This window comes from Mycobacterium paraffinicum (assembly GCF_001907675.1).
In the GTDB taxonomy this organism is placed as follows: Bacteria; Actinomycetota; Actinomycetes; order Mycobacteriales; family Mycobacteriaceae; genus Mycobacterium; species Mycobacterium paraffinicum_A.
This window is the reverse complement of sequence record NZ_MPNT01000013.1, coordinates 108,190-131,032: the sequence shown is the minus strand read 5'-3', so window position 1 is coordinate 131,032 and position 22,843 is coordinate 108,190. Positions and strand designations below refer to the sequence as shown.

Genomic DNA, 22,843 nt, shown 5'->3' with positions numbered 1-22,843 from the left:
AACAGTGGAACTGCTTCGCGGGGCCTTACGGACGTACGCCTGGGGATCGCGTACCGCCATAGCGGAATTCACCGGGCGTACGGTTCCGGCTGCCCATCCGGAGGCCGAACTCTGGTTCGGCGCGCATCCGGGCGACCCGGCCTGGCTGGAGACGGACGCGGGCGAGATCTCGTTGCTCGACGCGCTGGTCGCCGACCCGGAGGGCCAGCTCGGGCCCGGGGCCCGCGCCCGGTTCGGCGACGTGCTGCCCTTCCTGGTCAAGGTGCTCGCGGCCGACGAGCCGCTGTCCCTGCAGGCGCACCCGAGCGCGGCGCAGGCGGCCGAGGGTTACCTGCGTGAGGAGCGGCTGGGCATTCCGCTGAACTCGCCGGTGCGCAACTACCGCGACACCTCGCACAAGCCCGAATTGCTGGTGGCGCTGCAGCCTTTCGAGGCGCTCGCCGGGTTCCGGCAGGCCTCGCGCACGGTGGAGCTGCTACGGGCGCTGTCCGTCTCCGACCTCGACCCCTTCATCGACTTGCTCAACGACCAGTCCGACGCCGACGGCCTGCGGGCGCTGTTCACCACCTGGATCACCGCGCCGCAGCCCGACATCGACGTGCTGGTGCCCGCCGTGCTGGACGGCGCCATCCAGTACATCAGCTCCGGGGCAACGGAATTCGCCGGCGAGGTCAAGACGGTGCTGGAGCTCGGGGAACGCTATCCCGGGGACGCGGGGGTGCTGGCCGCGCTGCTGCTGAACCGCATCACGCTGGCCCCGGGCGAGGCGATCTTCGTGTCGGCCGGCAGCCTGCACACCTACCTACGCGGGTTCGCGCTGGAGGTCATGGCCAACTCCGACAACGTATTACGCGGCGGCCTGACCCCGAAGCACGTCGACGTCCCCGAGTTGCTGCGGGTGCTCGACTTCACCCCGACCACCGAGGCGCAGGTGCGCCCGCACGTGCGCCGCGAGGGCTTCGGCCTGATCTATGAGACGCCGGCCGAGGAGTTCGCCGTCGCGCTGCTGGAGCTCGACGGCGATTACCTGGGCCACGAGGTCGACGCCTCGTGCAGCCACGAGGGTCCACAGATCCTGCTGTGCACCGAGGGGTGCACGACGGTGCACGGCAAGTCCGGGTCGCTGACGTTGCAGCGGGGGATGGCCGCGTGGGTGGCGGCCGACGACGCCCCGATCCGGCTGGTCGCGCGCGAGCCCACCAAGCTGTTCAGGGCGACCGTAGGGCTGTGAGGGGCCGGTCTTATAGCGGCGAATCGCTTCGCCCGGCTTCGCCGCGCTCGCGATCGCCACGGGCGGCCTGACGGCGCTCGCCCAACCACAGCCGCAGATTGTGGGCGATGGCCCGGCCGACGATGCGCGGCGGCGGGACCATGTAGAGGCTGTCGAGCAGCGAGAACCGGCGCAAAAACCATTCGGCCAGCACGGGATCGGTTTCGGCGGCCCCGAGGAACTGGTCGAATAGCGTCCCCGAGGGCCGCCACCACCAGGGGATGGGGCCCTTGGTCTCGGCGTGGTGGAAGGTGACGTCGCCGATCGCGTTCATCGTCCACACCGGGAAGGTCGTCTTGGCGGTGGCCCGGCTCAGCCCGGCGGCCACCCGGTCGTCGGGGAGTTTCAGCGCCCGCCGCAGGTGGCCGGCCTGCAGCGAGGTCATCGTCATGCCCTGCCCGAAGGTGGGGTTGAAGCTGGCGACGGCGTCACCGAGGGGGATGATGCCGGCGGGGAAGCGGTCCAGCTTGTCGTAGCGACGCCACTTGCTGGCCGGAAACGCGTGGAACGCCGGCTCGCCGATGGGATCGGCCCGCTTCAGCGCCGCGTTGACGTGAGCGGGGACCAGCTCCTCGGCCAGTTCGAGCATCTCGGGGAAGGTTTGCGGCGGCTTGACGTTGGCCACCCCGAACGTCGTCAGCACCCAGGTGCCGTCCTCGTAGCAGAGCATGCCGAGCCCCAGCGACTTGTCGTGCGAGGCGCCCGCGACCACCACCTTCTCCGCTATCAATCCGTCCGGGATGCGGAATTGCTGGGTCGCGTAGTAGATGCCGATGTCGAGGAGGTCTTCCCGCGGCCGTTCATACCCCCACTGGGTCAGCCACGTCGGCAGCCGGGTGCCCCGGCCCGCCGCGTCGACGACGAGGTCGGCCGCGACGAATTCCGGATCCCCGCCGTCGACGGGATCCAGCAGCACCCCGGTCACCCGCCGGCGCGCCGGGTCGAACCGCGGTTCGGCCACCGAACGCCGCACCATCGTGACGTTCTCCGTGTCGCGGACGCGTTTGCGCAGCTGCCACTCGAGGTGCGGACGGCTGGGCACGTACGCGGTGAATTCGTCGCGCAGGGTGTGCCCGGTGCCGAGCACGTGGCCTGCGGCGCCGAGGTGGATGCAGTCGGGCCGGTTCTCCAGCTTGGGCACGCCCGCGGCCACCATGTCTTGCAACAGCCCGGGGAAGAGGCTCTCGAATTCCATTGCGCCGCGGGCCATCAGCATGTGCAGGTGCCGGTCCTGCGGGACCGTCGCCCGGTTCGACGGTGTGCTCGGCAACTCGTCGCGCTCGTAGACGGTGACCCGGGAGAAGGCGTCCGAGAGCACTTGCGCGGCGCACAGCCCGGCGATGCTGCCGCCGATGACCACCGCATGGTCCCTCGTGTTTGCCTTGAGGTCCGCCATCTCGGCAGAGTACCCAGTACTGTGACGGACCAATGGGTCCCAGGGAATGGGAAGGGCGACGGATGGCCAACCGATGGCGCACGAAGTCGGTCGAACAATCGATCGCCGACACCGACGAGCCAGACACCCGGTTGCGCAAGGAGCTGACCTGGCTGGACCTGGTGGTCTTCGGGGTCGCGGTGGTGATCGGCGCCGGTATCTTCACGGTCACCGCGTCGACGACCGGTGACATCACCGGCCCGGCGATCTGGATTTCCTTCGTGATCGCGGCGGTCACCTGCGCGCTGGCGGCGCTGTGTTACGCCGAGTTCGCCTCGACGCTGCCGGTGGCCGGCAGCGCCTACACCTTTTCCTATGCCACCTTCGGGGAGTTCCTCGCCTGGATCATCGGCTGGAACCTGCTGCTGGAGCTGGCGATCGGCGCGGCGGTCGTGGCCAAGGGCTGGTCGAGCTATCTGGGCAACGTCTTCGGGTTTGCTGGTGGCACGACGCAGCTCGGCTCGGTCAGCCTGGACTGGGGTGCGCTGCTGATCGTCACCGCCGTTGCGGTGCTGATCGCGCTGGGCACCAAGCTGTCGTCGCGGTTCTCCGCGGTGATCACCGGGATCAAGGTGTCGGTGGTGCTGCTGGTGGTCGTCGTCGGCGCCTTCTACATCAAGCGCTCCAACTATTCGCCGTTCATCCCCAAGCCCGAGGCGGGGCACGAGGCGTCGGGCGTCAACCAGTCGGTGCTGTCGCTGCTGACCGGGGCGCACAGCAGCCACTACGGCTGGTACGGCGTGCTGGCGGGCGCGTCGATCGTGTTCTTCGCGTTCATCGGGTTCGACATCGTCGCGACCATGGCCGAGGAGACCAGGCGGCCCCAGCGCGACGTCCCGCGGGGAATCCTGGCGTCGCTCGCGATCGTCACCGTGCTCTACGTGGCGGTCTCGGTGGTGCTGTCCGGGATGGTCTCCTACACCCAGCTCAAGACGGCCCCCGGGCACAAGCCGGCCAACCTGGCGACGGCGTTCACCGCGAACGGCATCCACTGGGCCAGCAAGATCATCGCGATCGGGGCGCTGGCCGGATTGACCACCGTGGTGATGGTCCTGATGCTCGGCCAGTGCCGCGTCCTGTTCGCGATGGCGCGCGACGGCTTGCTGCCGCGGCAGCTGGCGAAGACCGGCTCGCGCGGCACCCCGGTCCGGATCACCGTGCTCGTCGCGGTGGTGGTGGCGGCGACGGCCTCGGTGTTTCCGATCGCGAAGCTCGAAGAGATGGTCAACGTCGGCACGCTGTTCGCGTTCGTGCTGGTTTCTGCCGGTGTCATGGTGTTGCGCCGCACCCGTCCCGACCTGGAGCGCGGCTTCCGCGCCCCGTGGGTGCCGGTCCTGCCGATCGCCTCGATCGCCGCGTGCGTCTGGCTGATGGTCAACCTGACCGCGCTGACCTGGGTGCGGTTCGGCGTCTGGCTGGTGGTGGGCACCGCGATCTACGTCGGCTACGGCTACCGACACTCCGTGCAGGGCCGTCGCGAGGCGGAGGGCGTCGCCCCGCCGGCCCGGGCCGAGCCGGGCGCCGTGCCCTGACGAAACTGGTTTACTAAACCACCGCTTGTGTCTAGACACGAGACGCAGATAGGGATATTGTCAATCTCCAACGTGGTGTGACTCACAAGGAGGTTTGGCATATGACCACACTCGAACGGCAGGCAGGCACCGAAGCGGTGGAGCCGCCCGTCTGGCGGGACAAGAAGCGCCGGCTCTGGCTGATGGGGCTGATCGCCCCCACGGCGTTGTTCGTGATGCTGCCGATCGTCTGGGGGCTCAACCAGCTCGGCTGGCACGCCGCCGCCCAGGTGCCGCTGTGGATCGGGCCGATCCTGCTGTACATCCTGCTGCCGATCCTCGACCTGCGATTCGGGCCGGACGGGCAGAACCCGCCCGACGAGGTGATGGAGCAGCTGGAGAACGACAAGTACTACCGCTACTGCACCTACATCTACGTTCCGTTCCAGTACCTCAGCGTGGTCATGGGCGCCTACCTGTTCACCGCCTCGAACCTGCACTGGCTCGGCTTCGACGGAGCGCTGGGCTGGGCGGGCAAGCTGGGCGTGGCGCTGTCGGTCGGCGTCCTCGGCGGCGTCGGCATCAACACCGCCCACGAGATGGGCCACAAGAAGGACTCGCTGGAGCGGTGGCTGTCCAAGATCACCCTGGCGCAGACCTGCTACGGCCACTTCTACATCGAGCACAACCGCGGCCACCACGTGCGGGTGTCCACCCCCGAAGACCCCGCGTCGGCCCGCCTCGGGGAGACCTTCTGGGAGTTCTTGCCGCGCAGCGTCTTCGGCAGCCTGCGCTCGTCGTTGCGGCTGGAGGCCCAGCGCCTGCGCCGGCTGGACAAGAACCCGTGGAACCCCGCGACGTACCTGTCCAACGACGTGCTCAACGCCTGGCTGCTGTCGATCGTGTTGTGGGGCACGCTGATCGCGGTCTTCGGCCCGGCGCTCATCCCGTTCGTGATCGTCCAGGCCGTCTTCGGCTTCAGCCTGCTCGAGGCCGTCAACTACCTGGAGCACTACGGGCTGCTGCGGCAGAAGAATGCGAACGGGCGCTACGAGCGGTGCGCCCCGGTGCACAGCTGGAACTCCGACCACATCGTGACCAACCTGTTCCTGTACCACCTGCAGCGGCACAGCGATCACCACGCCAACCCCACCCGGCGTTACCAGACGCTGCGCAGCATGGCAGGCGCGCCCAACCTGCCCAGCGGCTACGCGTCGATGATCTCGCTGACCTACCTACCGCCGCTGTGGCGCAAGGTGATGGATCACCGGGTGCTCGAGCATTACGACGGCGACATCACCAAGGTCAACATCCACCCGCGGGTGCGCGCACGGGTGCTGGCCCGCTACGGGGTGACGGCATGAGCGCCTACCGCTGCCCGGGCTGCGATTACGTCTACGACGAGGCGAAAGGCGCTCCGCGGGAAGGCTTTCCCGCGGGCACGCCCTTCAGTGAGATTCCCGACGACTGGTGCTGCCCCGACTGTTCGGTGCGCGAAAAGATCGATTTCGATTGCTTAGGAGCCATCCGATGACCGACTACAAGCTCTTCATCTGCGTGCAGTGCGGATTCGAATACGACGAGGCCAAGGGCTGGCCGGAGGACGGCATCGCGCCCGGGACCCGCTGGGCCGACATCCCCGACGACTGGAGCTGCCCGGACTGCGGCGCGGCGAAATCCGACTTCGAGATGGTCGAGATAGCCCGGGCGTGATCGGCACCAACGGCCTGGCCGAAGCGGCTATTGTCGCGCCTGTGAAGCGGATGCCCTACCCCGAGGCGTCACGCGCCCTGCTGCGCGACTCGGTGCTGGACGCGATGCGGGAGCTGCTGCTGACCCGCGACTGGTCCGCCATCACCCTCTCGGACGTGGCCCGCGCCGCGGGCGTCAGCCGGCAGACCATCTACAACGAGTTCGGGTCGCGGCAGGGCCTGGCGCAGGGTTACGCCTTGCGCCTGGCCGACCGGCTGGTCGACGCCGTCCATACCGCCATCGTCGCCAACGTCGGCAAGATCTACGAGGCCTTCCTGCAGGGCTTTCGCGCCTTCTTCGCCGAGTCGGCGGCGGACCCGCTGGTGATCTCGCTGCTGACCGGGGTGGCCAAACCGGACCTGCTGCAGATCATCACCACCGACAGCGGACCGATCATCACCCGGGCGTCGGAACGGCTGAGCACGGCGTTCACCCACAGCTGGGTGGCCACCAGCGACTCCGATGCCGGCGTGCTGGCGCGCGCCATCGTGCGACTGGCGCTGAGCTACGTGTCGATGCCGCCCGAGGCCAGTCACGACGTCGCCGCGGACCTGGCCAGGCTGATGACGCCGTTCGCGGAGCGTCACGGCGTCGTCAACGTCCCCTGACGGCAGCCGGCGCCGGGGCCGCCGACTACAGTGGCCAAGAGCGCATACCTAAGCTAAGTAATCTTGGAACCAAGCCGCAGAAGGAATGGAACGTTAATGACGACGACTGAAAGTTCGCTGACCGCCGACGTCCGCAACGGCATCGACTTCAAGGTCGCCGACCTGTCGCTGGCGGACTACGGTCGCCGGGACATCGAGCTCTCCGAGCAGGAGATGCCGGGCCTGATGTCGCTGCGCCGCGAGTACCACGACGTGCAGCCGCTCAAGGGCGCGCGGATTTCGGGCTCGCTGCACATGACCGTGCAGACCGCGGTGCTCATCGAGACCCTCGTCTCGCTCGGCGCGCAGGTCCGCTGGGCATCGTGCAACATCTTCTCCACCCAGGACCACGCGGCCGCCGCGGTGGTGGTCGGCCCGCACGGCACGCCCGAGGAGCCCAAGGGTGTCCCGGTGTTCGCCTGGAAGGGCGAGACGCTGGAGGAGTACTGGTGGGCCGCCGAGCAGATGCTGACCTGGCCCGACGAGCCGGCCAACATGATCCTCGACGACGGCGGTGACGCCACCATGCTGGTGCTGCGCGGCGCGCAGTACGAGAAGGCCGGCGTGGTGCCGCCCGCGGAGGACGACGACCCCACCGAATGGAAGGTCTTCCTGGAGCTGTTGCGCAAGCGCTTCGAGACCGACAAGGACAAGTGGACCAAGATCTCGGAGTCGGTCAAGGGCGTCACCGAGGAGACCACCACCGGTGTGCTGCGGCTCTACCAGTTCGCCGCCGCCGGCGACCTGGCCTTCCCGGCGATCAACGTCAACGACTCGGTCACCAAGTCCAAGTTCGACAACAAGTACGGCTGCCGCCACTCCCTGATCGACGGCATCAACCGCGGCACCGACGTGCTGATCGGCGGCAAGAAGGTGCTGGTGTGCGGGTACGGCGACGTCGGCAAGGGCTGCGCCGAGTCGGTCAAGGGCCAGGGCGCGCGCGTCGTCGTCACCGAGATCGACCCGATCAACGCGCTGCAGGCCCTGATGGAGGGCTACGACGTGGAGACCGTCGAGGACGCGATCGGCAACGCCGACATCGTCATCACCGCCACCGGTAACAAGGACATCATCACCCTCGAGCACATGAAGGCGATGAAGGACTACGCGGTCCTGGGCAACATCGGGCACTTCGACAACGAGATCCAGGTCGCACAGCTGGAGCGTTCCGGCGCGACGAAGACGAACATTCGGCCGCAGGTCGACGTGTGGACGTTCCCCGACAGCGGCAAGTCGATCATCCTGCTCTCCGAGGGCCGGCTGCTGAACCTGGGCAACGCCACCGGCCACCCCTCGTTCGTGATGAGCAACAGCTTCTCCAACCAGGTGATCGCCCAGATCGAGCTGTGGACCAAGAACGACGAGTACGACAACGAGGTCTACCGGCTGCCCAAGCACCTCGACGAGAAGGTGGCCCGCATCCACGTCGAGGCGCTCGGCGGCAAGCTGACCAAGCTGACCAAGGAGCAGGCCGAGTACATCGGCGTCGACGTCGACGGCCCCTACAAGGCCGACCACTACCGCTACTGAGCGGGCCGGTGCCGAACGTGCGGCCAGCCGCACGTTCGGTGTCCAGTGTGCGGCTGGCCGCACACTCGCGCACACCACCGCCCGATAGGCTCGGCGGCGTGCTGATCGCGATCGAAGGGGTCGACGGCGCGGGCAAACGGACGCTGTCCGAGGGCCTGCGCAAGGCCTTCGAGGCGGCTGGGAAGTCGGTGGCGATCACGGCCTTCCCGCGCTACGGGAAATCGGTGACCGCCGACGTCGCGGCCGAGGCCCTGCACGGCGCGCACGGCGACCTGTCGTCGTCGGTCTACGGGATGGCGATGCTGTTCGCGCTCGACCGGGCCGGCGCCGTCGAGGACATTGAGGCGCTGCGCCGCGACCACGACGTCGTGATCCTGGACCGCTACGTCGCGTCGAACGCGGCCTACAGCGCCGCGCGCCTGCACGAGGGCGCGGCCGGCGCGGCGGCCGACTGGGTGCTCGAGCTCGAATACCGGCGGCTGCGGCTGCCCGCGCCTGACTGGCAGGTGCTGCTCGCGGTGCCGACGGAGCTGGCCGGGCAGCGCGCCCGCAGCCGCGCGGAGGCCGACCCGGGACGGGCCCGCGACAGCTACGAACGCGACAACGAATTGCAGCTGCGCACCGGCGCGGTGTATGCGGAGCTGGCCGCGTCGGGCTGGGGCGGACCCTGGCTGGTGGCCGACGCGGACGTCGATCCGGGGCGGCTGGCCGCCACGCTCATCGGCGCGAAGGACGTCCCCGCAACGGTCCGGGAGGGCGCGCCGGGGGCGCCGAGCAAGGGTATTTGACCGGATTTGCATCCATATTTGCGCCTCGGAGCAAGAAACGCCCGTGTGGCGCGCCGGGTTTGTCCCGATCTGGTGACACCATGGACTCCATGAGGCAAAGGATTTTAGTCGTCGATGACGACGCTTCGCTGGCCGAGATGCTCACCATCGTGTTGCGTGGGGAGGGTTTCGACACCGCGGTCATCGGTGACGGTACCCAGGCCCTGACTGCGGTGCGCGAACTGCGCCCCGACCTGGTGTTGTTGGACCTGATGCTGCCCGGCATGAACGGCATCGACGTCTGTCGCGTGCTGCGCGCCGACTCGGGCGTCCCGATCGTCATGCTCACCGCGAAGACGGACACCGTGGACGTGGTGCTCGGCCTCGAGTCGGGGGCCGACGACTACATCATGAAGCCGTTCAAGCCCAAGGAGCTGGTGGCCCGGGTGCGGGCGCGGCTGCGGCGCAACGACGACGAGCCGGCCGAGATGCTGTCCATCGCCGACGTCGAGATCGACGTGCCGGCGCACAAGGTCACCCGCAACGGCGAGCAGATCTCGCTGACGCCGCTCGAGTTCGACCTGCTGGTCGCGTTGGCGCGCAAACCGCGGCAGGTGTTTACTCGTGATGTGCTGCTCGAACAGGTGTGGGGATACCGGCACCCGGCGGACACCCGTCTGGTGAACGTGCACGTCCAGCGTCTGCGGGCCAAGGTTGAGAAGGATCCCGAAAACCCGACCGTGGTGTTGACCGTTCGAGGAGTGGGTTACAAGGCCGGACCTCCGTGATCCTGCGCAGCTTCGTTGAAGAGCGTCGTGGGGGAGGGCGCCGGCGGTGATCTGGGGCTCCCGGCGACGCACTCGGAGCCGCTGGGGGCGCTCCGGCCCCATGACTCGTGGCTTGGGCGCGGTGAGTCGCGCCGTGGCCGTCGCCTGGCGCCGGTCTTTGCAGCTGCGCGTCGTCGCGCTGACCCTCGGGCTGTCGCTGGCGGTGATCCTCGCGCTCGGTTTCGTGTTGACTTCTCAGGTCACCAATCGGGTCCTCGACGTCAAGGTCAAGGCCGGCATCGAGCAGATCGAACGCGCGCGCACCACCGTCGGTGGGATCGTCAGCGGTGAGGAGACGCGCTCGCTGGACAGCAGCCTGCAGCTGGCCCGCAACACGCTGACGTCCAAGACCGATTCCGCTTCGGGCGCCGGGCTGGCCGGCGCGTTCGACGCGGTGCTGATCGTGCCGGGCGACGGGCCGCGCGCGGCGACCACGGCCGGGCCCGTCGACCAGGTGCCCAATTCGCTGCGCGGCTTCGTCAAGGCCGGGCAGGCGTCGTACCAGTACGCGACCGTGCACACCGACGGCTTCTCCGGGCCGGCCCTGATCATGGGGACGCCGGCCTCGTCGCAGGTGGCCAACCTGGAGCTGTATCTGATCTTCCCGCTGAAGAACGAGCAGGCCACCATCACGCTGGTCCGCGGCACCATGATCACCGGCGGCGCCGTGCTGTTGGTGCTGCTCGCCGGGATCGCGCTGCTGGTCTCGCGCCAGGTGGTGGTGCCGGTGCGGTCGGCGTCGCGGATCGCCGAACGGTTCGCCGAGGGGCACCTGTCCGAACGGATGCCGGTGCGCGGCGAGGACGACATGGCCCGGCTGGCGGTGTCGTTCAACGACATGGCCGAAAGCCTGTCCCGCCAGATCACCCAGCTCGAGGAGTTCGGCAACCTGCAGCGCCGGTTCACCTCCGACGTCAGCCACGAACTGCGCACCCCGCTGACCACCGTCCGGATGGCCGCCGACCTCATCTATGACCACAGCGCCGACCTGGACCCCACCCTGGCGCGCTCCACCGAGCTGATGGTCAACGAGCTCGACCGGTTCGAGTCGCTGCTCAACGATCTGCTGGAGATCTCCCGCCACGACGCGGGGGTGGCCGAATTGTCCGTCGAGGCGGTCGATCTGCGCACCACCGTGCAAAGCGCGCTGGGCAATGTGGGCCACCTCGCCGAGGAGGCCGGCATCGAGCTGCTTGTCGACCTGCCCGACGAGGAGGTGATCGCGGAGGTCGACACCCGGCGGGTGGAGCGGATCCTGCGCAACCTGATCGCCAACGCGATCGACCACGCCGAACACAAGCCGGTGCAGATCCGGATGGGCGCCGACGAGGACACCGTGGCGGTCACCGTCCGCGACTACGGGGTGGGGCTGCGGCCCGGCGAGGAGAAGCTGGTGTTCAGCCGGTTCTGGCGGGCCGACCCGTCGCGGGTGCGCCGCTCGGGCGGCACCGGCCTCGGCCTGGCGATCAGCGTCGAGGACGCCCGCCTGCACCAGGGCCGGCTCGAGGCGTGGGGCGAGCCCGGCGAGGGCTCCTGCTTCCGCCTCACGCTGCCGCTGGTTCGCGGCCACAAGGTCATCACCAGCCCGCTGCCCATGAAGCCCATCCCGCCGACCGCCAACACCGGCCCGCTGCCCAAAGACCGCTCGCGGCAACGCGAACACGCGGAGAGGAGCGGGTGATGCGGCGGCTGCTGGGCCTGCTGATGCTGGCCGCGCTGCTGGCCGGCTGCGCGGGTGTGCCCAGCTCGTCGGCGCCCCAGGCCATCGGCACGGTCGAGCGACCCGCGCCGTCGAACCTGCCCAAGCCGACCCCGGGCATGGATCCCGATGTCCTGCTGCGCGAATTCCTCAAGGCCACAGCCGATCCCGCGAACCGGCACCTGGCGGCCCGCCAGTTCCTCACCCAATCGGCGTCCAACGCCTGGGACGACGCCGGTAGCGCGCTGCTGATCGACCACGTGGTATTCGTGGAAACCCGTGCCGCCGAACGGGTTTCGGCGACGATGCGGGCCGACATGCTGGGGTCGCTGTCGGACATGGGCGTGTTCGAGACCGCCGAGGGGGTGCTGCCCGATCCCGGCCCGATCGAGCTGGTCAAGACCTCGGGCGGGTGGCGGATCGACCGCCTGCCCAACGGGGTGTTCCTGGACTGGCAGCAGTTCCAGTCGACCTACAAGCGCAACACGCTCTACTTCGCCGACCCGACCGGCAAGACGGTGGTGCCCGATCCGCGTTACGTGGCGGTGGCCGACCATGACCAGTTGGCGACCGAGCTGGTCTCCAAACTGATCGCCGGGCCACGCCCCGAGATGGCGCACACCGTGCGCAACCTGCTTGCCCCGCCGCTGCGGCTGCGCGGGCCGGTGACCCGGGCCGACGGCGGCAAGAACGGGATCGGGCGCGGTTACGGCGGCGCGCGCATAGACCTGGAGAAGCTGTCCACCACCGATCCGCACAGCAGGGCTTTGCTTGCCGCGCAGATCATTTGGACGCTGGCGCGAGCCGACATCCGGGGCCCGTACGTGATCAACGCCGACGGCGCCCCGCTGGACGACAGGTTCGCCGAGGGCTGGACGACGTCCGACGTCGCCGCCACCGACCCGGGCGTGGCCGACGGCGCGGGCGCCGGGCTGCATGCGCTGGTAAACGGCTCGCTGGTGTCCTTGGACGGCCAGCACTTCGCCAACGTGCCCGGCGCCTTCGGGCGGATGGGTGACCAGACCGGCGCCGCGCTGTCGCGCAGCGGGCGGCAGGTGGCGTCCGTCGTGACCCTGCACCGCGGCGCGCCGGACGAGGCGGCCTCGCTGTGGATCGGTGACCTCGGTGGCGAGGCGGCCCAGTCCGCGGACGGGCACAGCCTGTCGCGGCCGAGCTGGTCGCTGGACGACGCGGTGTGGGTGGTGGTGGACGGCAACAACGTGCTGCGCGCGATCCAGGAACCGGCGTCGGGCCAACCCGCGCGCATCCCGGTCGATTCCGTCGCGGTGTCCACCCGCTTCCCGGGGCCGATCACCGACCTGCAGCTGTCCCGCGACAGCACGCGCGCCGCGATGGTGATCGGCGGTCAGGTGATCCTGGCCAGCGTCGAGCAGACCCAGGCCGGCCAGTACGCCCTGACCTACCCCCGGCGGCTCGGCTTCGGGCTGGGCAACTCGGTGGTGTCGCTGTCCTGGCGCACCGGCGACGACATCGTGGTGACCCGCACGGACGCCAGCCATCCGGTGTCGTACGTCAACCTCGACGGGGTGAACTCCGACGCGCCCGCCCGGGGCCTGCAGATGCCGGTGCTGACCGTCGCCGCCAACCCGTCGACGGTCTACGTCGGGGCTCCCCAAGGGGTGCTGCAGTATTCGGCGGCTGCCGCCGAAAGCCAGCAGGGGTGGTCGGAGGTGCCGGGGCTCATGGTGTTCGGGGCGGCGCCGGTGCTGCCGGGCTGAGACAAGCCGGCGCCGGGCGCGGCGGGTCGCCACCAGGCTGATCTGTCGGCCCCGTCGGCGACACTGACCACGTGCTGGATCTCATCCTGCCGCTGCAGTGCGGCGGCTGCGGGGCGCCGTCGACCCGCTGGTGCCCCGCGTGCGCCCGCGAGCTGTCGGTGGCCCCCGACCAGCCGCACGTGGCGAACCCACGCATTGATCCGCAGGTGCCGGTATTCGCGCTCGGCCGCTACGCCGGCTCGCGGCGGGCGGCGATCCTGGCGCTCAAGGAGCACGGCCGCACGGACCTCGTCGGGCCGCTGGCGGGGGCGCTGGCCACCGGCGTGCACCGGCTGCTGTCGTGGGGCATCGTCGAGACGCCGCTGACGGTCGTGCCGGCCCCGACGCGCCGCTCGGCGGCGCGGCGGCGCGGCGGCGACCCGGTCACCCGGCTCGCGCGTGCGGCGGTGGCCGGCCACCCCGCGATCGCCGTCGCCCCGGCGTTGCGGATGAGGGCGCTGGTTCGCGACTCGGTGGGCCTCGGCACCGCGGCCCGCGAACGCAACGTCGCGGGCCGGGTGCTGCTGCGGCGGGCGCCGCCGCGCACCGAGGTCTTGGTCGTCGACGACATCGTCACCACCGGGGCCACGGCCCGCGAGTCGGTGCGGGTATTGCGGGCGGCGGGGGTTCGGGTCACCGCCGTGCTGACGGTCGCGACCGCGTGAGGCTGTGCGGCCGCCAAGAGTATGTGAAGAACTCGCAACACCTCCGCGAAATCAGTGGCATGGCGAGGCGAACAAGAGCTAACGTCGAGAACAACGTTAATCAACTCACTGGTCTGACTCACTGGTCGCGACATTCCCAGGTTGAGACCGCACTCGCGGGAAGGGGTGAGTATTCGACACCTTGCATCGGCGAGCAGCCTGCAGCGGTGATTTACCCAAAGACCCGCTCTCCCCACCTCGTCGGCGCGTCGTCAGCAAGCCGGGCACGCAGGGCGCGTGCGACGTGAAAGAGAAACGAGTTGTCACGTATGTCAAGGCTATCCGTGGATTCCGGTCAAATTCTCGACCAACCGCCGACGCAAACCGACGGCGAAGTTCAACCGATGACCAACGCCGAAGTCGTCTTCAAGGGCCGCAACGTAGAAATCCCCGATCACTATCGGGTGTACGTCTCCCAGAAACTCGCCCGCCTCGAGCGGTTCGATCGCTCCATCTATCTCTTCGATGTCGAGCTCAAGCACGCGCCCAACCGGCGACAGCGTAAATCGTGTCAACGCGTCGAGATCACCGCCCGCGGCCGCGGGCCGGTAAGCCGGGCGGAGGCCTGCGCCGACAGCTTCTACGCGGCGCTCGAGTCCGCGGTCGACAAGCTGGAGAACCGGCTGCGCCGGGTCAAGGATCGCCGCAAGGTCCACTACGGCGACAAGACGCCGGTGTCGCTGGCCGCGGCCACCGCGGTCGTGCCGCCGCCCGCTCAGGAACGCCTGCCCGAGCCGCCGGTCGAGCATGACGGCGCCGAGATCGACCACGAGCCCGGCCGGATCGTGCGGGAAAAGGAACACCCGGCCACGCCGATGACGGTCGACGACGCGCTCTACGAGATGGAGCTCGTCGGGCACGACTTCTTCCTCTTCCACGACAAGCAGACCGAGCGGCCCTGCGTGGTCTACCGCCGGCACGCCTACGACTACGGGCTGATCAGGCTGTCCTAGGTACGGGGGCTCTCGACGCGTCGTCACCTACGATGGGAGTCGCTTCAAGAGAAGAGACTCCCAACCAACAGGGGACATAGCTGTGCTGTCGAAGTTGCTGCGCCTTGGCGAAGGTCGCATGCTCAAGCGTCTCAAGCGGGTGGCTGACTACGTCAACACCCTGTCCGACGAGGTCGAAAAGCTGACCGACGCCGAGCTGCGGGCCAAGACCGACGAGTTCAAGAAGCGGCACGCCGACGGCGAAAGCCTCGACGACCTGCTGCCCGAGGCCTTCGCGGTGGCCCGCGAGGCGGCCTGGCGGGTGCTCGACCAGCGCCCGTTCGACGTGCAGGTGATGGGCGCGGCCGCGCTGCATTTCGGCAACGTGGCGGAGATGAAGACGGGTGAGGGCAAGACCCTGACCTCGGTGCTGCCGGCCTACCTCAACGGCATCGGCGGCAAGGGCGTGCACGTCGTCACCGTCAACGACTACCTGGCCAAACGTGACAGCGAGTGGATGGGACGCGTGCACCGCTTCCTCGGCCTCGAGGTCGGCGTGATCCTCGCGCAGATGACGCCCGACGAGCGCCGCGTGGCGTATGCCGCCGACATCACTTACGGCACCAACAACGAATTCGGCTTCGACTATCTGCGCGACAACATGGCGCATTCGCTCGACGACCTGGTGCAGCGCGGGCACAACTTCGCCATCGTCGACGAGGTCGACTCCATCCTGATCGACGAGGCCCGCACGCCGCTGATCATCTCCGGTCCCGCGGACGGCGCCTCCAGCTGGTACCTCGAGTTCGCCCGGCTGGCGCCGCTGATGGAAAAGGACGTCCACTACGAGGTGGACCTGCGCAAGCGCACCGTCGGCGTGCACGAGCTCGGGGTGGAATTCGTCGAGGACCAGCTCGGCATCGACAACCTCTACGAGGCCGCCAACTCGCCGCTGGTCAGCTACCTCAACAACGCGCTGAAGGCCAAGGAGCTGTTCAACCGCGACAAGGACTACATCGTGCGCGACGGCGAGGTGCTGATCGTCGACGAGTTCACCGGCCGCGTGCTCTACGGCCGCCGCTACAACGAGGGCATGCACCAGGCCATCGAGGCCAAGGAGCACGTCGAGATCAAGGCCGAGAACCAGACCCTGGCCACGATCACGCTGCAGAACTACTTCCGGCTCTACGACAAGCTCGCCGGCATGACCGGTACCGCCCAGACCGAGGCGGCCGAGCTGCACGAGATCTACAAGCTGGGCGTGGTGCCCATCCCGACCAACAAGCCGATGGTTCGCACCGATCAGTCCGACCTCATCTACAAGACGGAAGAGGCCAAGTACATCGCGGTGGTCGACGACGTCGTCGAACGCTACGAGAAGGGCCAGCCCGTCCTGATCGGTACCACCAGCGTGGAGCGCTCCGAGTACCTGTCGCGGCAGTTCCAGAAACGCCGCGTCCCGCACAACGTGCTCAACGCCAAGTACCACGAGCAGGAGGCCGGCATCGTGGCCGTGGCGGGCCGCCGCGGCGGCGTCACCGTGGCCACCAACATGGCCGGCCGCGGTACCGACATCGTGCTGGGCGGCAACGTCGACTTCCTCACTGACCAGCGGCTGCGCGAGCGCGGCCTGGACCCGGTGGAAACCCCCGAGGAGTACGAGGCGGCCTGGCACGAGGAGCTGCCCAAGGTCAAGGAGGAGGCCGGCAAGGAGGCCGCCGAGGTGGTCGAGGCGGGCGGCCTGTACGTACTGGGCACCGAGCGGCACGAGTCGCGGCGCATCGACAACCAGCTGCGCGGCCGCTCCGGCCGGCAGGGCGACCCGGGCGAGTCCCGCTTCTACCTGTCGCTGGGCGACGAGCTCATGCGCCGGTTCAACGGCGCCGCGCTGGAGGCGATGCTCAACCGGCTGAACCTGCCCGACGACGTGCCCATCGAGGCCAAGATGGTCACCCGCGCCATCAAGAGCGCGCAGACCCAGGTGGAGCAGCAGAACTTCGAGGTCCGCAAGAACGTCCTCAAGTACGACGAGGTGATGAACCAGCAGCGCAAGGTGATCTACGCCGAGCGCCGCCGCATCCTGGAAGGCGAGAACCTCAAGGAGCAGGCGCTGGACATGGTCCGCGACGTGGTCACCGCCTATGTCAACGGCGCGACCGCCGACGGGTACGCCGAGGACTGGGACCTCGAGGCGTTGTGGACCGCGCTCAAGACCCTGTACCCGGTCGGCATCGACCACGAGACGTTGATGCGCGTGGACGCCGACTCCGACCGCGACGACCTCACCCGCGAGGAGCTGCTCGACGAGCTGCTCAAAGACGCCGAACGGGCTTATGCCGCAAGGGAAGCCGAACTCGAGGAGATCGCCGGCGAGGGCGCGATGCGCCAGCTCGAGCGCAACGTGTTGCTCAATGTCATCGACCGGAAGTGGCGCGAGCACCTCTACGAGATGGACTACCTCAAGGAGGGCATCGGGCTGCGCGCGATGGCGCAGCGCGACCCGCTGGTGGAGTACCAGCGCGAGGGCTACGACATGTTCATGGCCATGCTCGACGGCATGAAGGAGGAGTCCGTCGGGTTCCTGTTCAACGTCACCGTCGAGGCGGTGCCGTCCCCGCAGGTCGCGCCGGTGGAAACGCCCGAGGGGCTCAGGGAGCTCGGAACCGCGGCGGAGCACGGCGACGCCACCCCGGCCCCGCGCGAAGAGCCAACTCAGTTGCGCGCCAAGGGGATTGACAACGAGGCGCCGGCCATGACCTTTTCCGGCCCGTCCGAGGACGGCTCGGCTCAGGTGCAGCGCAACGGCGGCGACGGTCAGCGGACGCCGGCGGGCGTGGCGGGGGGAGGCTCCCGGCGCGAGCGGCGCGCGGCCGCCAGGCAGCAGGGCCGCGGCGCCAAGTCGCCGAAGTCGGTCAAGCGCCGCTAGGGCGCCTCGCGGCCTTTCGCCGAGCCGCCTTTTCGTCGACCGCCTTTCCGACGGCCGCCTTCCGCCGAGCGTGCGGCCAGCTTCACGCTCGTCGCCCAGCGTGCGGCCAGCCGCACACTCAGCGACGGGCCGGGGATTTGAGGCAGCCGCCCCATGCGCCGGGGGCTCGCGCGCGCCGACTATCGACGCATGACCAAAGCACGCACCCCACTGGACGCCGCCACGGCCGTCCTGCAGAACCCCCGCCTGCCCTCCGGAGACGACGAACGGTTCGTCGGCTTCGGCGTGATGGGCCTTCCGTTCGCGAGCGGACACTACCTGGCGCTGCGGGTCTTCCCGGCGACGTCGTTCTCACCCGGCTACCGGTCGGTGTGGCACCGTGACCCCGACGGCGCGTGGACCTTCTACGCGACGACGCCGGCCCCGCAGAGCTGCGCCCGCTTCTTCAGCTCGGCGACCCCCAACGACGCGGTGCAGTGTGACATCGACGTCGCCTGGGTCACCCCGTGGTCGCTGTTCGTCGAGATCCCGGGATTACTTGCCTGGCACATCGAGATCGGCACCACCGTGTCCACCCGGCTGATGAGCGCGGTCGGCGCGCGGTTGCCGGCGCGGGCGTGGACCAATCGCGCGGTGCTGGCCGCGCTGGGCCGGGCCGCGGGCCCGACCCTGCGGGCCGGGCGGGTCCGACTGTCCGGAACCACGCCCAACGGGCAGCGATTCATGATCGCCCCGGCGCGGGTGTGGGCGGTGGCGGGTTCGCGCGCGGCATGGCGCGGGGAGGACCTCGGGCCGGTCGGGCCGCTGCCACACCAACCTCGGTTGGCCGGTTTCCGGCCGCCGCAGCGCGGCCTGTTCGTGGTGGGCTCGGGTCATTTCGAAACTTTCGACGCCGGGCGCCATCACGGGGTCGGACGCACTGTGTCAATCGGCTGACCGCGCGCGGATGAGGTGGGCACAATGAGGCCCATGTCGGAGGCCGAACTGCCGACCCGGGCGGAGCTGTTGGCAGCGCTGTCGGTGGCGATCGACCTCGGCCTGGGCCAGCCCGCCGAGCACATGCTGCGGGCGGCGCTGATCGCGACCAGGCTTGCCGACCGGCTCGGGCTCGACGCCGACCAACGGGACTGCACCTACTACACGACCCTGATCATGTGGATCGGCTGTCACGCCGACTCCCACGAATACGCGCGGTGGTTCGGCGATGACATCGCCGTGCGCCACGACTCGTATCTCGTCGACTGGTCGGGGTTGCCGTACCTGCGGTTCCTGGCCGGCAACGTGGGCCGCGGCCAGCCGCTGGCGCACCGGTTGAGCGTCATGGCAACGCTTTTCGCCAACGCGCGCGGCCACATCTCCCGCCTGATCCATTCGCATTGCACCTCGGCGGCCGTGCTGGCGGACCGAATGGGCTTGGGGCCCAACGTGCAGGCGGCCGTGGCGTTCGCGTTCGAACGCTACGACGGCGGGGGGCTGCCCGCCGGCGCGAAGGGCGACGAGATACCCATCCAGATGCGGATCGCTCAGCTGGCCGACATGGTCGAGGTGCACCACCGCACCTACGGCGTCGCGGGGGCCGAGGCCATGGTGCGCGACCGGCGCGGCGGCCAATTCGACCCGCAGGTCGCCGACGCCTTCCTGTGCCAAGGCGAGGAAATCCTGGCCGGCCCGCCGGCCGGTGACGCGTGGGCCGCCGCGCTGGCCGCCGCGCCCGATCGGCATGAGCGGCTCGACGACCAATCGCTGGACGCCCTGCTGGTGGCCCTCGGTGACTTCGTCGACCTGAAATGCCCGTTCACCCTTGGGCATTCGCGCGCGGTGGCCCGGCTCGCCGGGGACGCGGCGCGGGCCGCGGGCGTCGACGCCGACGCGGCGGCTCTGACGCGACGCGCGGGTCACGTCCACGACCTGGGCCGCATCGGGGTGTCTAACCAGATCTGGTCCCGGCAAGGGCCGCTGACGGCCTCGGAATTCGAACGCGTCCGGCTGCACCCGTATCTGACGGTGCGCATCCTCAACCAGGTGCCGGGGTTGCGGCCGCTCGCGGAGGTCGCGGGCAATCACCATGAATGCCTGGACGGTTCGGGATATCCGCGTGGGCTCGCCGGTCCCGCGCTGGGCCTGCCGGACCGCATCCTGGCCGCGGCGGTCTGCTACCAGTCCGCCTGCGAGCCCAGGCCGTATCGCGAACAGATGTCCCCGGACGCGGCGGCCCGGCGGCTGCGCGGGCGGGCGCGGGCCGGTGAACTCGAATCCGTCGCCGTCGAAGCGGTGCTGCACGCGGCGGGGCAACCCGCGCATCGGCCCAATGTGCGGCCGGACGGGTTGACCCCCAGGGAGATCGAGGTGCTCTGCCTGGTCGCGCGCGGCGCCTCCAACAAGGACATCGCGGCGTCGCTGGTGATCAGCGAAAAGACCGCCCGCAACCACGTCGAGCGCACCTACGCCAAGATCGGCGTATCGAACCGCATCGGCGCCAGCATGTACGCGCTGCGCAACGGACTGGTCAAAAATACCTAGTGCCCCATCCGGCAAAGATGAGGCAAACGACCTATGGTCGAGCGCCCGCGCGCGGCGGACACTTAGCCCATGAAGCGATATCTGACGCTTGGTTACGGCGCCGCGGCGTACCTGCTCTTCCTCGCGGCCTTTCTGTATCTCATTGGTTTCGTGGGCGATTTCCTGGTGCCCCGAAGCGTCGATCGTGGGCTCGCCGCGCCCATCGCCGAGGCCGTGCCGGTCAACGCGGCGTTGGTCGCCCTGTTCGGGGTGCAGCACAGCGTGATGGCCCGGCCCGCGTTCAAGCGGTGGTGGGCACGCTTCGTGCCGGCGTCGATCGAGCGCAGCACCTACGTCGTGTTCTCGAGCGTGGTGCTCGCGGTGCTGTACTGGCAATGGCGGACGATGCCCACGGTGATCTGGGATGTGCGGATGCCGGCGGCCCGCGCGGTGCTGTGGGCGCTGTTCTGGCTGGGCTGGGCGATCGCGCTGCTGGCGACGTTCCTGATCAACCACTTCGACCTGTTCGGGCTTCGCCAGGTGTACCTGGCGTCGCGCCAACAGCCCTACACCAGCGTCGAATTCCGCGTCCGGCTTCTCTACCGCGTGGTGCGTCACCCCCTGATGCTCGGGATGGCCATCGCGTTCTGGGCCGCCCCCGTCATGACGGCCGGGCATCTGCTGTTCTCGATCGGCATGACGATCTACATCCTGGTCGCGACCCAGCTGGAGGAGCGGGACCTGGTCGCCTCGCTGGGCCACCAATATCTCGATTACCGCCGCGAGGTGTCGATGCTGGTGCCGATTCCGCACCGCCGCACGGCGGGGATGGCGCGGCACGGCTGATTCGCTAGCAGTTCCGTAGGAGCTCGGCGATCCGGTGCCGGCGCCTGGATCCCACCTGTCAGGATTGACGGTATGGATGTCAAGGAGGTGCTGCTGCCGGGCGTCGGCCTTCGCTACGAATTCATCGATCACAAGGGCGACCGCATCGGCATCATCGCACGGCGAAGCGGCGACTTCGAGGTCGTCGTGTACGCGCGGGACGATCCCGACAAGGCCCGGCCGCTGCTGCACCTCAGCGAGGAAGAGGCCGAGGCGGTGGCGCAGATCCTCGGGGCGCCCCGGATCGCGGAGCGGTTCACCGAGCTGGCCCGGGAAATACCGGGACTCGAGACCGGGCAGGTCGCCATCCTGGCCGACAGCCCCTTCGTCGGGCACCCCCTCGGCGACACCCACGCCCGCACCCGCACCGGTGCCTCCATCGTCGCGATCGTGCGCAACGAGGAGGTGCTCGCCTCACCCGGCCCGTCCGAGATGCTTTATGCTCGAGACGTTTTGATTGTCATCGGAACCCATGACGGCATCGCCGGTGTCGAGCACATAATCGACAAGGGCTGAGCCGGTGCAAGTTTCGTGGGCGCTGCTGCTACAGCTCGGCGCCCTCCTGGCCATGCTGGCCGTATTGGGTGCGGTCGCACGCCGATTCGCGTTGTCGCCGATACCGGTCTACCTGCTGGCGGGGCTGTCCCTGGGTAAGGGCGGGATCCTGCCGCTGGCCGCCGGCGGCCAGTTCATCACGACGAGCGCGCCCATCGGCGTGGTGCTGCTGCTGTTGACCCTGGGCCTGGAATTCTCCGCGGCCGAGTTCGCCGCCAGCCTGCGCCACCACCTGCCGTCGGCGGGCGTCGACATCGTGCTCAACGCGGCGCCCGGCGCGGTCGCGGGCTGGCTGCTCGGACTGCACGGCGTGGCGATCCTGTGCCTGGCCGGCGTCACCTACATCTCCTCGTCGGGTGTCATCGCGCGCCTGCTGGAGGACCTGCACCGCCTCGGTAACCGGGAGACGCCGGCGGTGCTGTCCGTGCTGGTGCTCGAAGACTTCGCGATGGCGGCCTATCTGCCGCTGTTCGCCGTGCTGGCCGCCGGCGGCGGCTGGCCGCACGCCGTCGGCGGCATGGTGGTGGCGGTGGCCGCGCTGCTGGCGGCGTTCGCCGCGTCCTACCGTTGGGGCCACCACGTCGGCCGCCTGGTCGAACACCCCGACTCCGAACAACTGCTGCTCCGGGTGCTCGGCATCACCCTGATCGTGGCGGCGATGGCCGAGTCCCTGCACGCATCCGCCGCCGTGGGCGCGTTCCTGGTGGGGCTGACGCTGACCGGCGAGACGGCGGAACGCGCGCGTCGGGTGCTGGGCCCGCTGCGCGACCTGTTCGCCGCGATCTTCTTCCTGGCGATCGGCTTTTCCGTCGACCCGCACGCGCTGGTCCCGATGCTTCCGGCGGCGCTGATCCTGGCCGCGGTGACCGCGGCGACCAAGGTGGCCACCGGGATCTTCGCCGCCCGGCGCGACGGGGTGGCGCGGCGCGGGCAGCTGCGCGCGGGCACCGCGCTGGTCGCCCGCGGCGAGTTCTCGCTGATCATCATCGGATTGGCCGGCACGTCGATCCCCGCGGTCGCCGCGCTGGCGACGTCGTACGTGTTCATCATGGCGATCCTGGGTCCCGTGCTCACCCGCTACACGGGCGGTCCGCTGGCGTCCACCGCCGGGTCCTGAGCGCGGCCG

At 69.3% G+C, this 22,843-nt stretch carries 20 protein-coding genes; 19 read left to right on the top strand and 1 reads right to left on the bottom strand.

The window, feature by feature from the left end:
• Positions 1 to 4: 4 nt before the first annotated feature.
• Complete coding sequence (manA, locus tag BRW65_RS15990) at positions 5 to 1,231, top strand: mannose-6-phosphate isomerase, class I (protein ID WP_073876133.1); 1,227 nt, start codon at positions 5 to 7, stop codon at positions 1,229 to 1,231.
• A 10-nt stretch (positions 1,232 to 1,241) separates the two neighbouring features.
• Here the strand turns inward: manA and BRW65_RS15985 are convergent, their stop codons facing one another.
• Positions 1,242 to 2,630: an FAD-dependent oxidoreductase gene (locus tag BRW65_RS15985; protein WP_139273143.1), complete on the bottom strand. Its 1,389-nt coding sequence runs from the start codon at positions 2,628 to 2,630 to the stop codon at positions 1,242 to 1,244.
• Between the two features lie 98 nt (positions 2,631 to 2,728).
• Here BRW65_RS15985 and BRW65_RS15980 point away from each other — a divergent pair, with 98 nt between their 5' ends.
• The 18 genes from BRW65_RS15980 to BRW65_RS15895 all read left to right on the top strand — a co-directional run bounded on the left by BRW65_RS15980 (position 2,729) and on the right by BRW65_RS15895 (position 22,834).
• The gene (locus tag BRW65_RS15980; protein WP_073876129.1) at positions 2,729 to 4,237 is read left to right on the top strand and encodes an amino acid permease; all 1,509 of its coding nucleotides are present in this window, start codon (positions 2,729 to 2,731) and stop codon (positions 4,235 to 4,237) included.
• Positions 4,238 to 4,338: 101 nt separating this feature from the next.
• Positions 4,339 to 5,580 (top strand): alkane 1-monooxygenase, encoded by a 1,242-nt coding sequence (locus BRW65_RS15975; protein WP_073876127.1) that lies wholly within the window; start codon positions 4,339 to 4,341, stop codon positions 5,578 to 5,580.
• Positions 5,577 to 5,750: a rubredoxin gene (locus tag BRW65_RS15970; RefSeq protein WP_073876125.1), complete on the top strand. Its 174-nt coding sequence runs from the start codon at positions 5,577 to 5,579 to the stop codon at positions 5,748 to 5,750. Before BRW65_RS15975 ends, BRW65_RS15970 begins: the two co-directional genes overlap by 4 nt.
• A complete protein-coding gene (locus tag BRW65_RS15965) occupies positions 5,747 to 5,929 on the top strand; it encodes a rubredoxin (protein ID WP_073876123.1) in 183 nt (60 codons plus the stop codon). The genes BRW65_RS15970 and BRW65_RS15965 overlap by 4 nt, the downstream gene beginning before the upstream one ends.
• Before the next feature lie 50 nt (positions 5,930 to 5,979).
• Positions 5,980 to 6,576, top strand: coding sequence for a TetR family transcriptional regulator AlkX (alkX, locus tag BRW65_RS15960; RefSeq protein ID WP_139273141.1), 597 nt, complete (start codon positions 5,980 to 5,982; stop codon positions 6,574 to 6,576).
• Between the two features lie 96 nt (positions 6,577 to 6,672).
• A complete protein-coding gene (ahcY, locus tag BRW65_RS15955; RefSeq protein ID WP_073876121.1) occupies positions 6,673 to 8,145 on the top strand; it encodes an adenosylhomocysteinase in 1,473 nt (490 codons plus the stop codon).
• A gap of 98 nt (positions 8,146 to 8,243) precedes the next feature.
• Positions 8,244 to 8,933, top strand: coding sequence for a dTMP kinase (locus BRW65_RS15950; RefSeq protein WP_073876119.1), 690 nt, complete (start codon positions 8,244 to 8,246; stop codon positions 8,931 to 8,933).
• A gap of 80 nt (positions 8,934 to 9,013) precedes the next feature.
• On the top strand, positions 9,014 to 9,700 hold the full coding sequence (mtrA, locus tag BRW65_RS15945) for a two-component system response regulator MtrA (protein ID WP_007168097.1): 687 nt from the start codon (positions 9,014 to 9,016) through the stop codon (positions 9,698 to 9,700).
• A 46-nt stretch (positions 9,701 to 9,746) separates the two neighbouring features.
• Positions 9,747 to 11,420: an MtrAB system histidine kinase MtrB gene (mtrB, locus tag BRW65_RS15940; RefSeq protein ID WP_073876117.1), complete on the top strand. Its 1,674-nt coding sequence runs from the start codon at positions 9,747 to 9,749 to the stop codon at positions 11,418 to 11,420.
• On the top strand, positions 11,420 to 13,177 hold the full coding sequence (gene lpqB / locus BRW65_RS15935; RefSeq protein ID WP_073876115.1) for an MtrAB system accessory lipoprotein LpqB: 1,758 nt from the start codon (positions 11,420 to 11,422) through the stop codon (positions 13,175 to 13,177). Before mtrB ends, lpqB begins: the two co-directional genes overlap by 1 nt.
• A gap of 71 nt (positions 13,178 to 13,248) precedes the next feature.
• Positions 13,249 to 13,881 carry a ComF family protein gene (locus BRW65_RS15930; protein ID WP_073876113.1) on the top strand — a complete coding sequence of 211 codons (633 nt, stop codon included), beginning with the start codon at positions 13,249 to 13,251 and terminating at the stop codon, positions 13,879 to 13,881.
• Between the two features lie 323 nt (positions 13,882 to 14,204).
• On the top strand, positions 14,205 to 14,873 hold the full coding sequence (hpf, locus tag BRW65_RS15925; RefSeq protein ID WP_073876110.1) for a ribosome hibernation-promoting factor, HPF/YfiA family: 669 nt from the start codon (positions 14,205 to 14,207) through the stop codon (positions 14,871 to 14,873).
• Positions 14,874 to 14,955: 82 nt separating this feature from the next.
• The gene (gene secA / locus BRW65_RS15920) at positions 14,956 to 17,778 is read left to right on the top strand and encodes a preprotein translocase subunit SecA (protein ID WP_073876108.1); all 2,823 of its coding nucleotides are present in this window, start codon (positions 14,956 to 14,958) and stop codon (positions 17,776 to 17,778) included.
• Positions 17,779 to 17,967: 189 nt separating this feature from the next.
• Positions 17,968 to 18,714, top strand: coding sequence for a hypothetical protein (locus tag BRW65_RS15915; RefSeq protein ID WP_073876107.1), 747 nt, complete (start codon positions 17,968 to 17,970; stop codon positions 18,712 to 18,714).
• Positions 18,715 to 18,747: 33 nt separating this feature from the next.
• On the top strand, positions 18,748 to 20,298 hold the full coding sequence (locus BRW65_RS15910) for an HD domain-containing phosphohydrolase (protein ID WP_073876258.1): 1,551 nt from the start codon (positions 18,748 to 18,750) through the stop codon (positions 20,296 to 20,298).
• Between the two features lie 69 nt (positions 20,299 to 20,367).
• Positions 20,368 to 21,123 (top strand): methanethiol S-methyltransferase, encoded by a 756-nt coding sequence (gene mddA / locus BRW65_RS15905; protein WP_073876105.1) that lies wholly within the window; start codon positions 20,368 to 20,370, stop codon positions 21,121 to 21,123.
• 72 nt (positions 21,124 to 21,195) lie between these two features.
• Positions 21,196 to 21,678: a cation:proton antiporter regulatory subunit gene (locus BRW65_RS15900; protein ID WP_073876103.1), complete on the top strand. Its 483-nt coding sequence runs from the start codon at positions 21,196 to 21,198 to the stop codon at positions 21,676 to 21,678.
• A 4-nt stretch (positions 21,679 to 21,682) separates the two neighbouring features.
• Positions 21,683 to 22,834 (top strand): cation:proton antiporter, encoded by a 1,152-nt coding sequence (locus tag BRW65_RS15895; protein ID WP_073876095.1) that lies wholly within the window; start codon positions 21,683 to 21,685, stop codon positions 22,832 to 22,834.
• Positions 22,835 to 22,843: the final 9 nt, after the last annotated feature.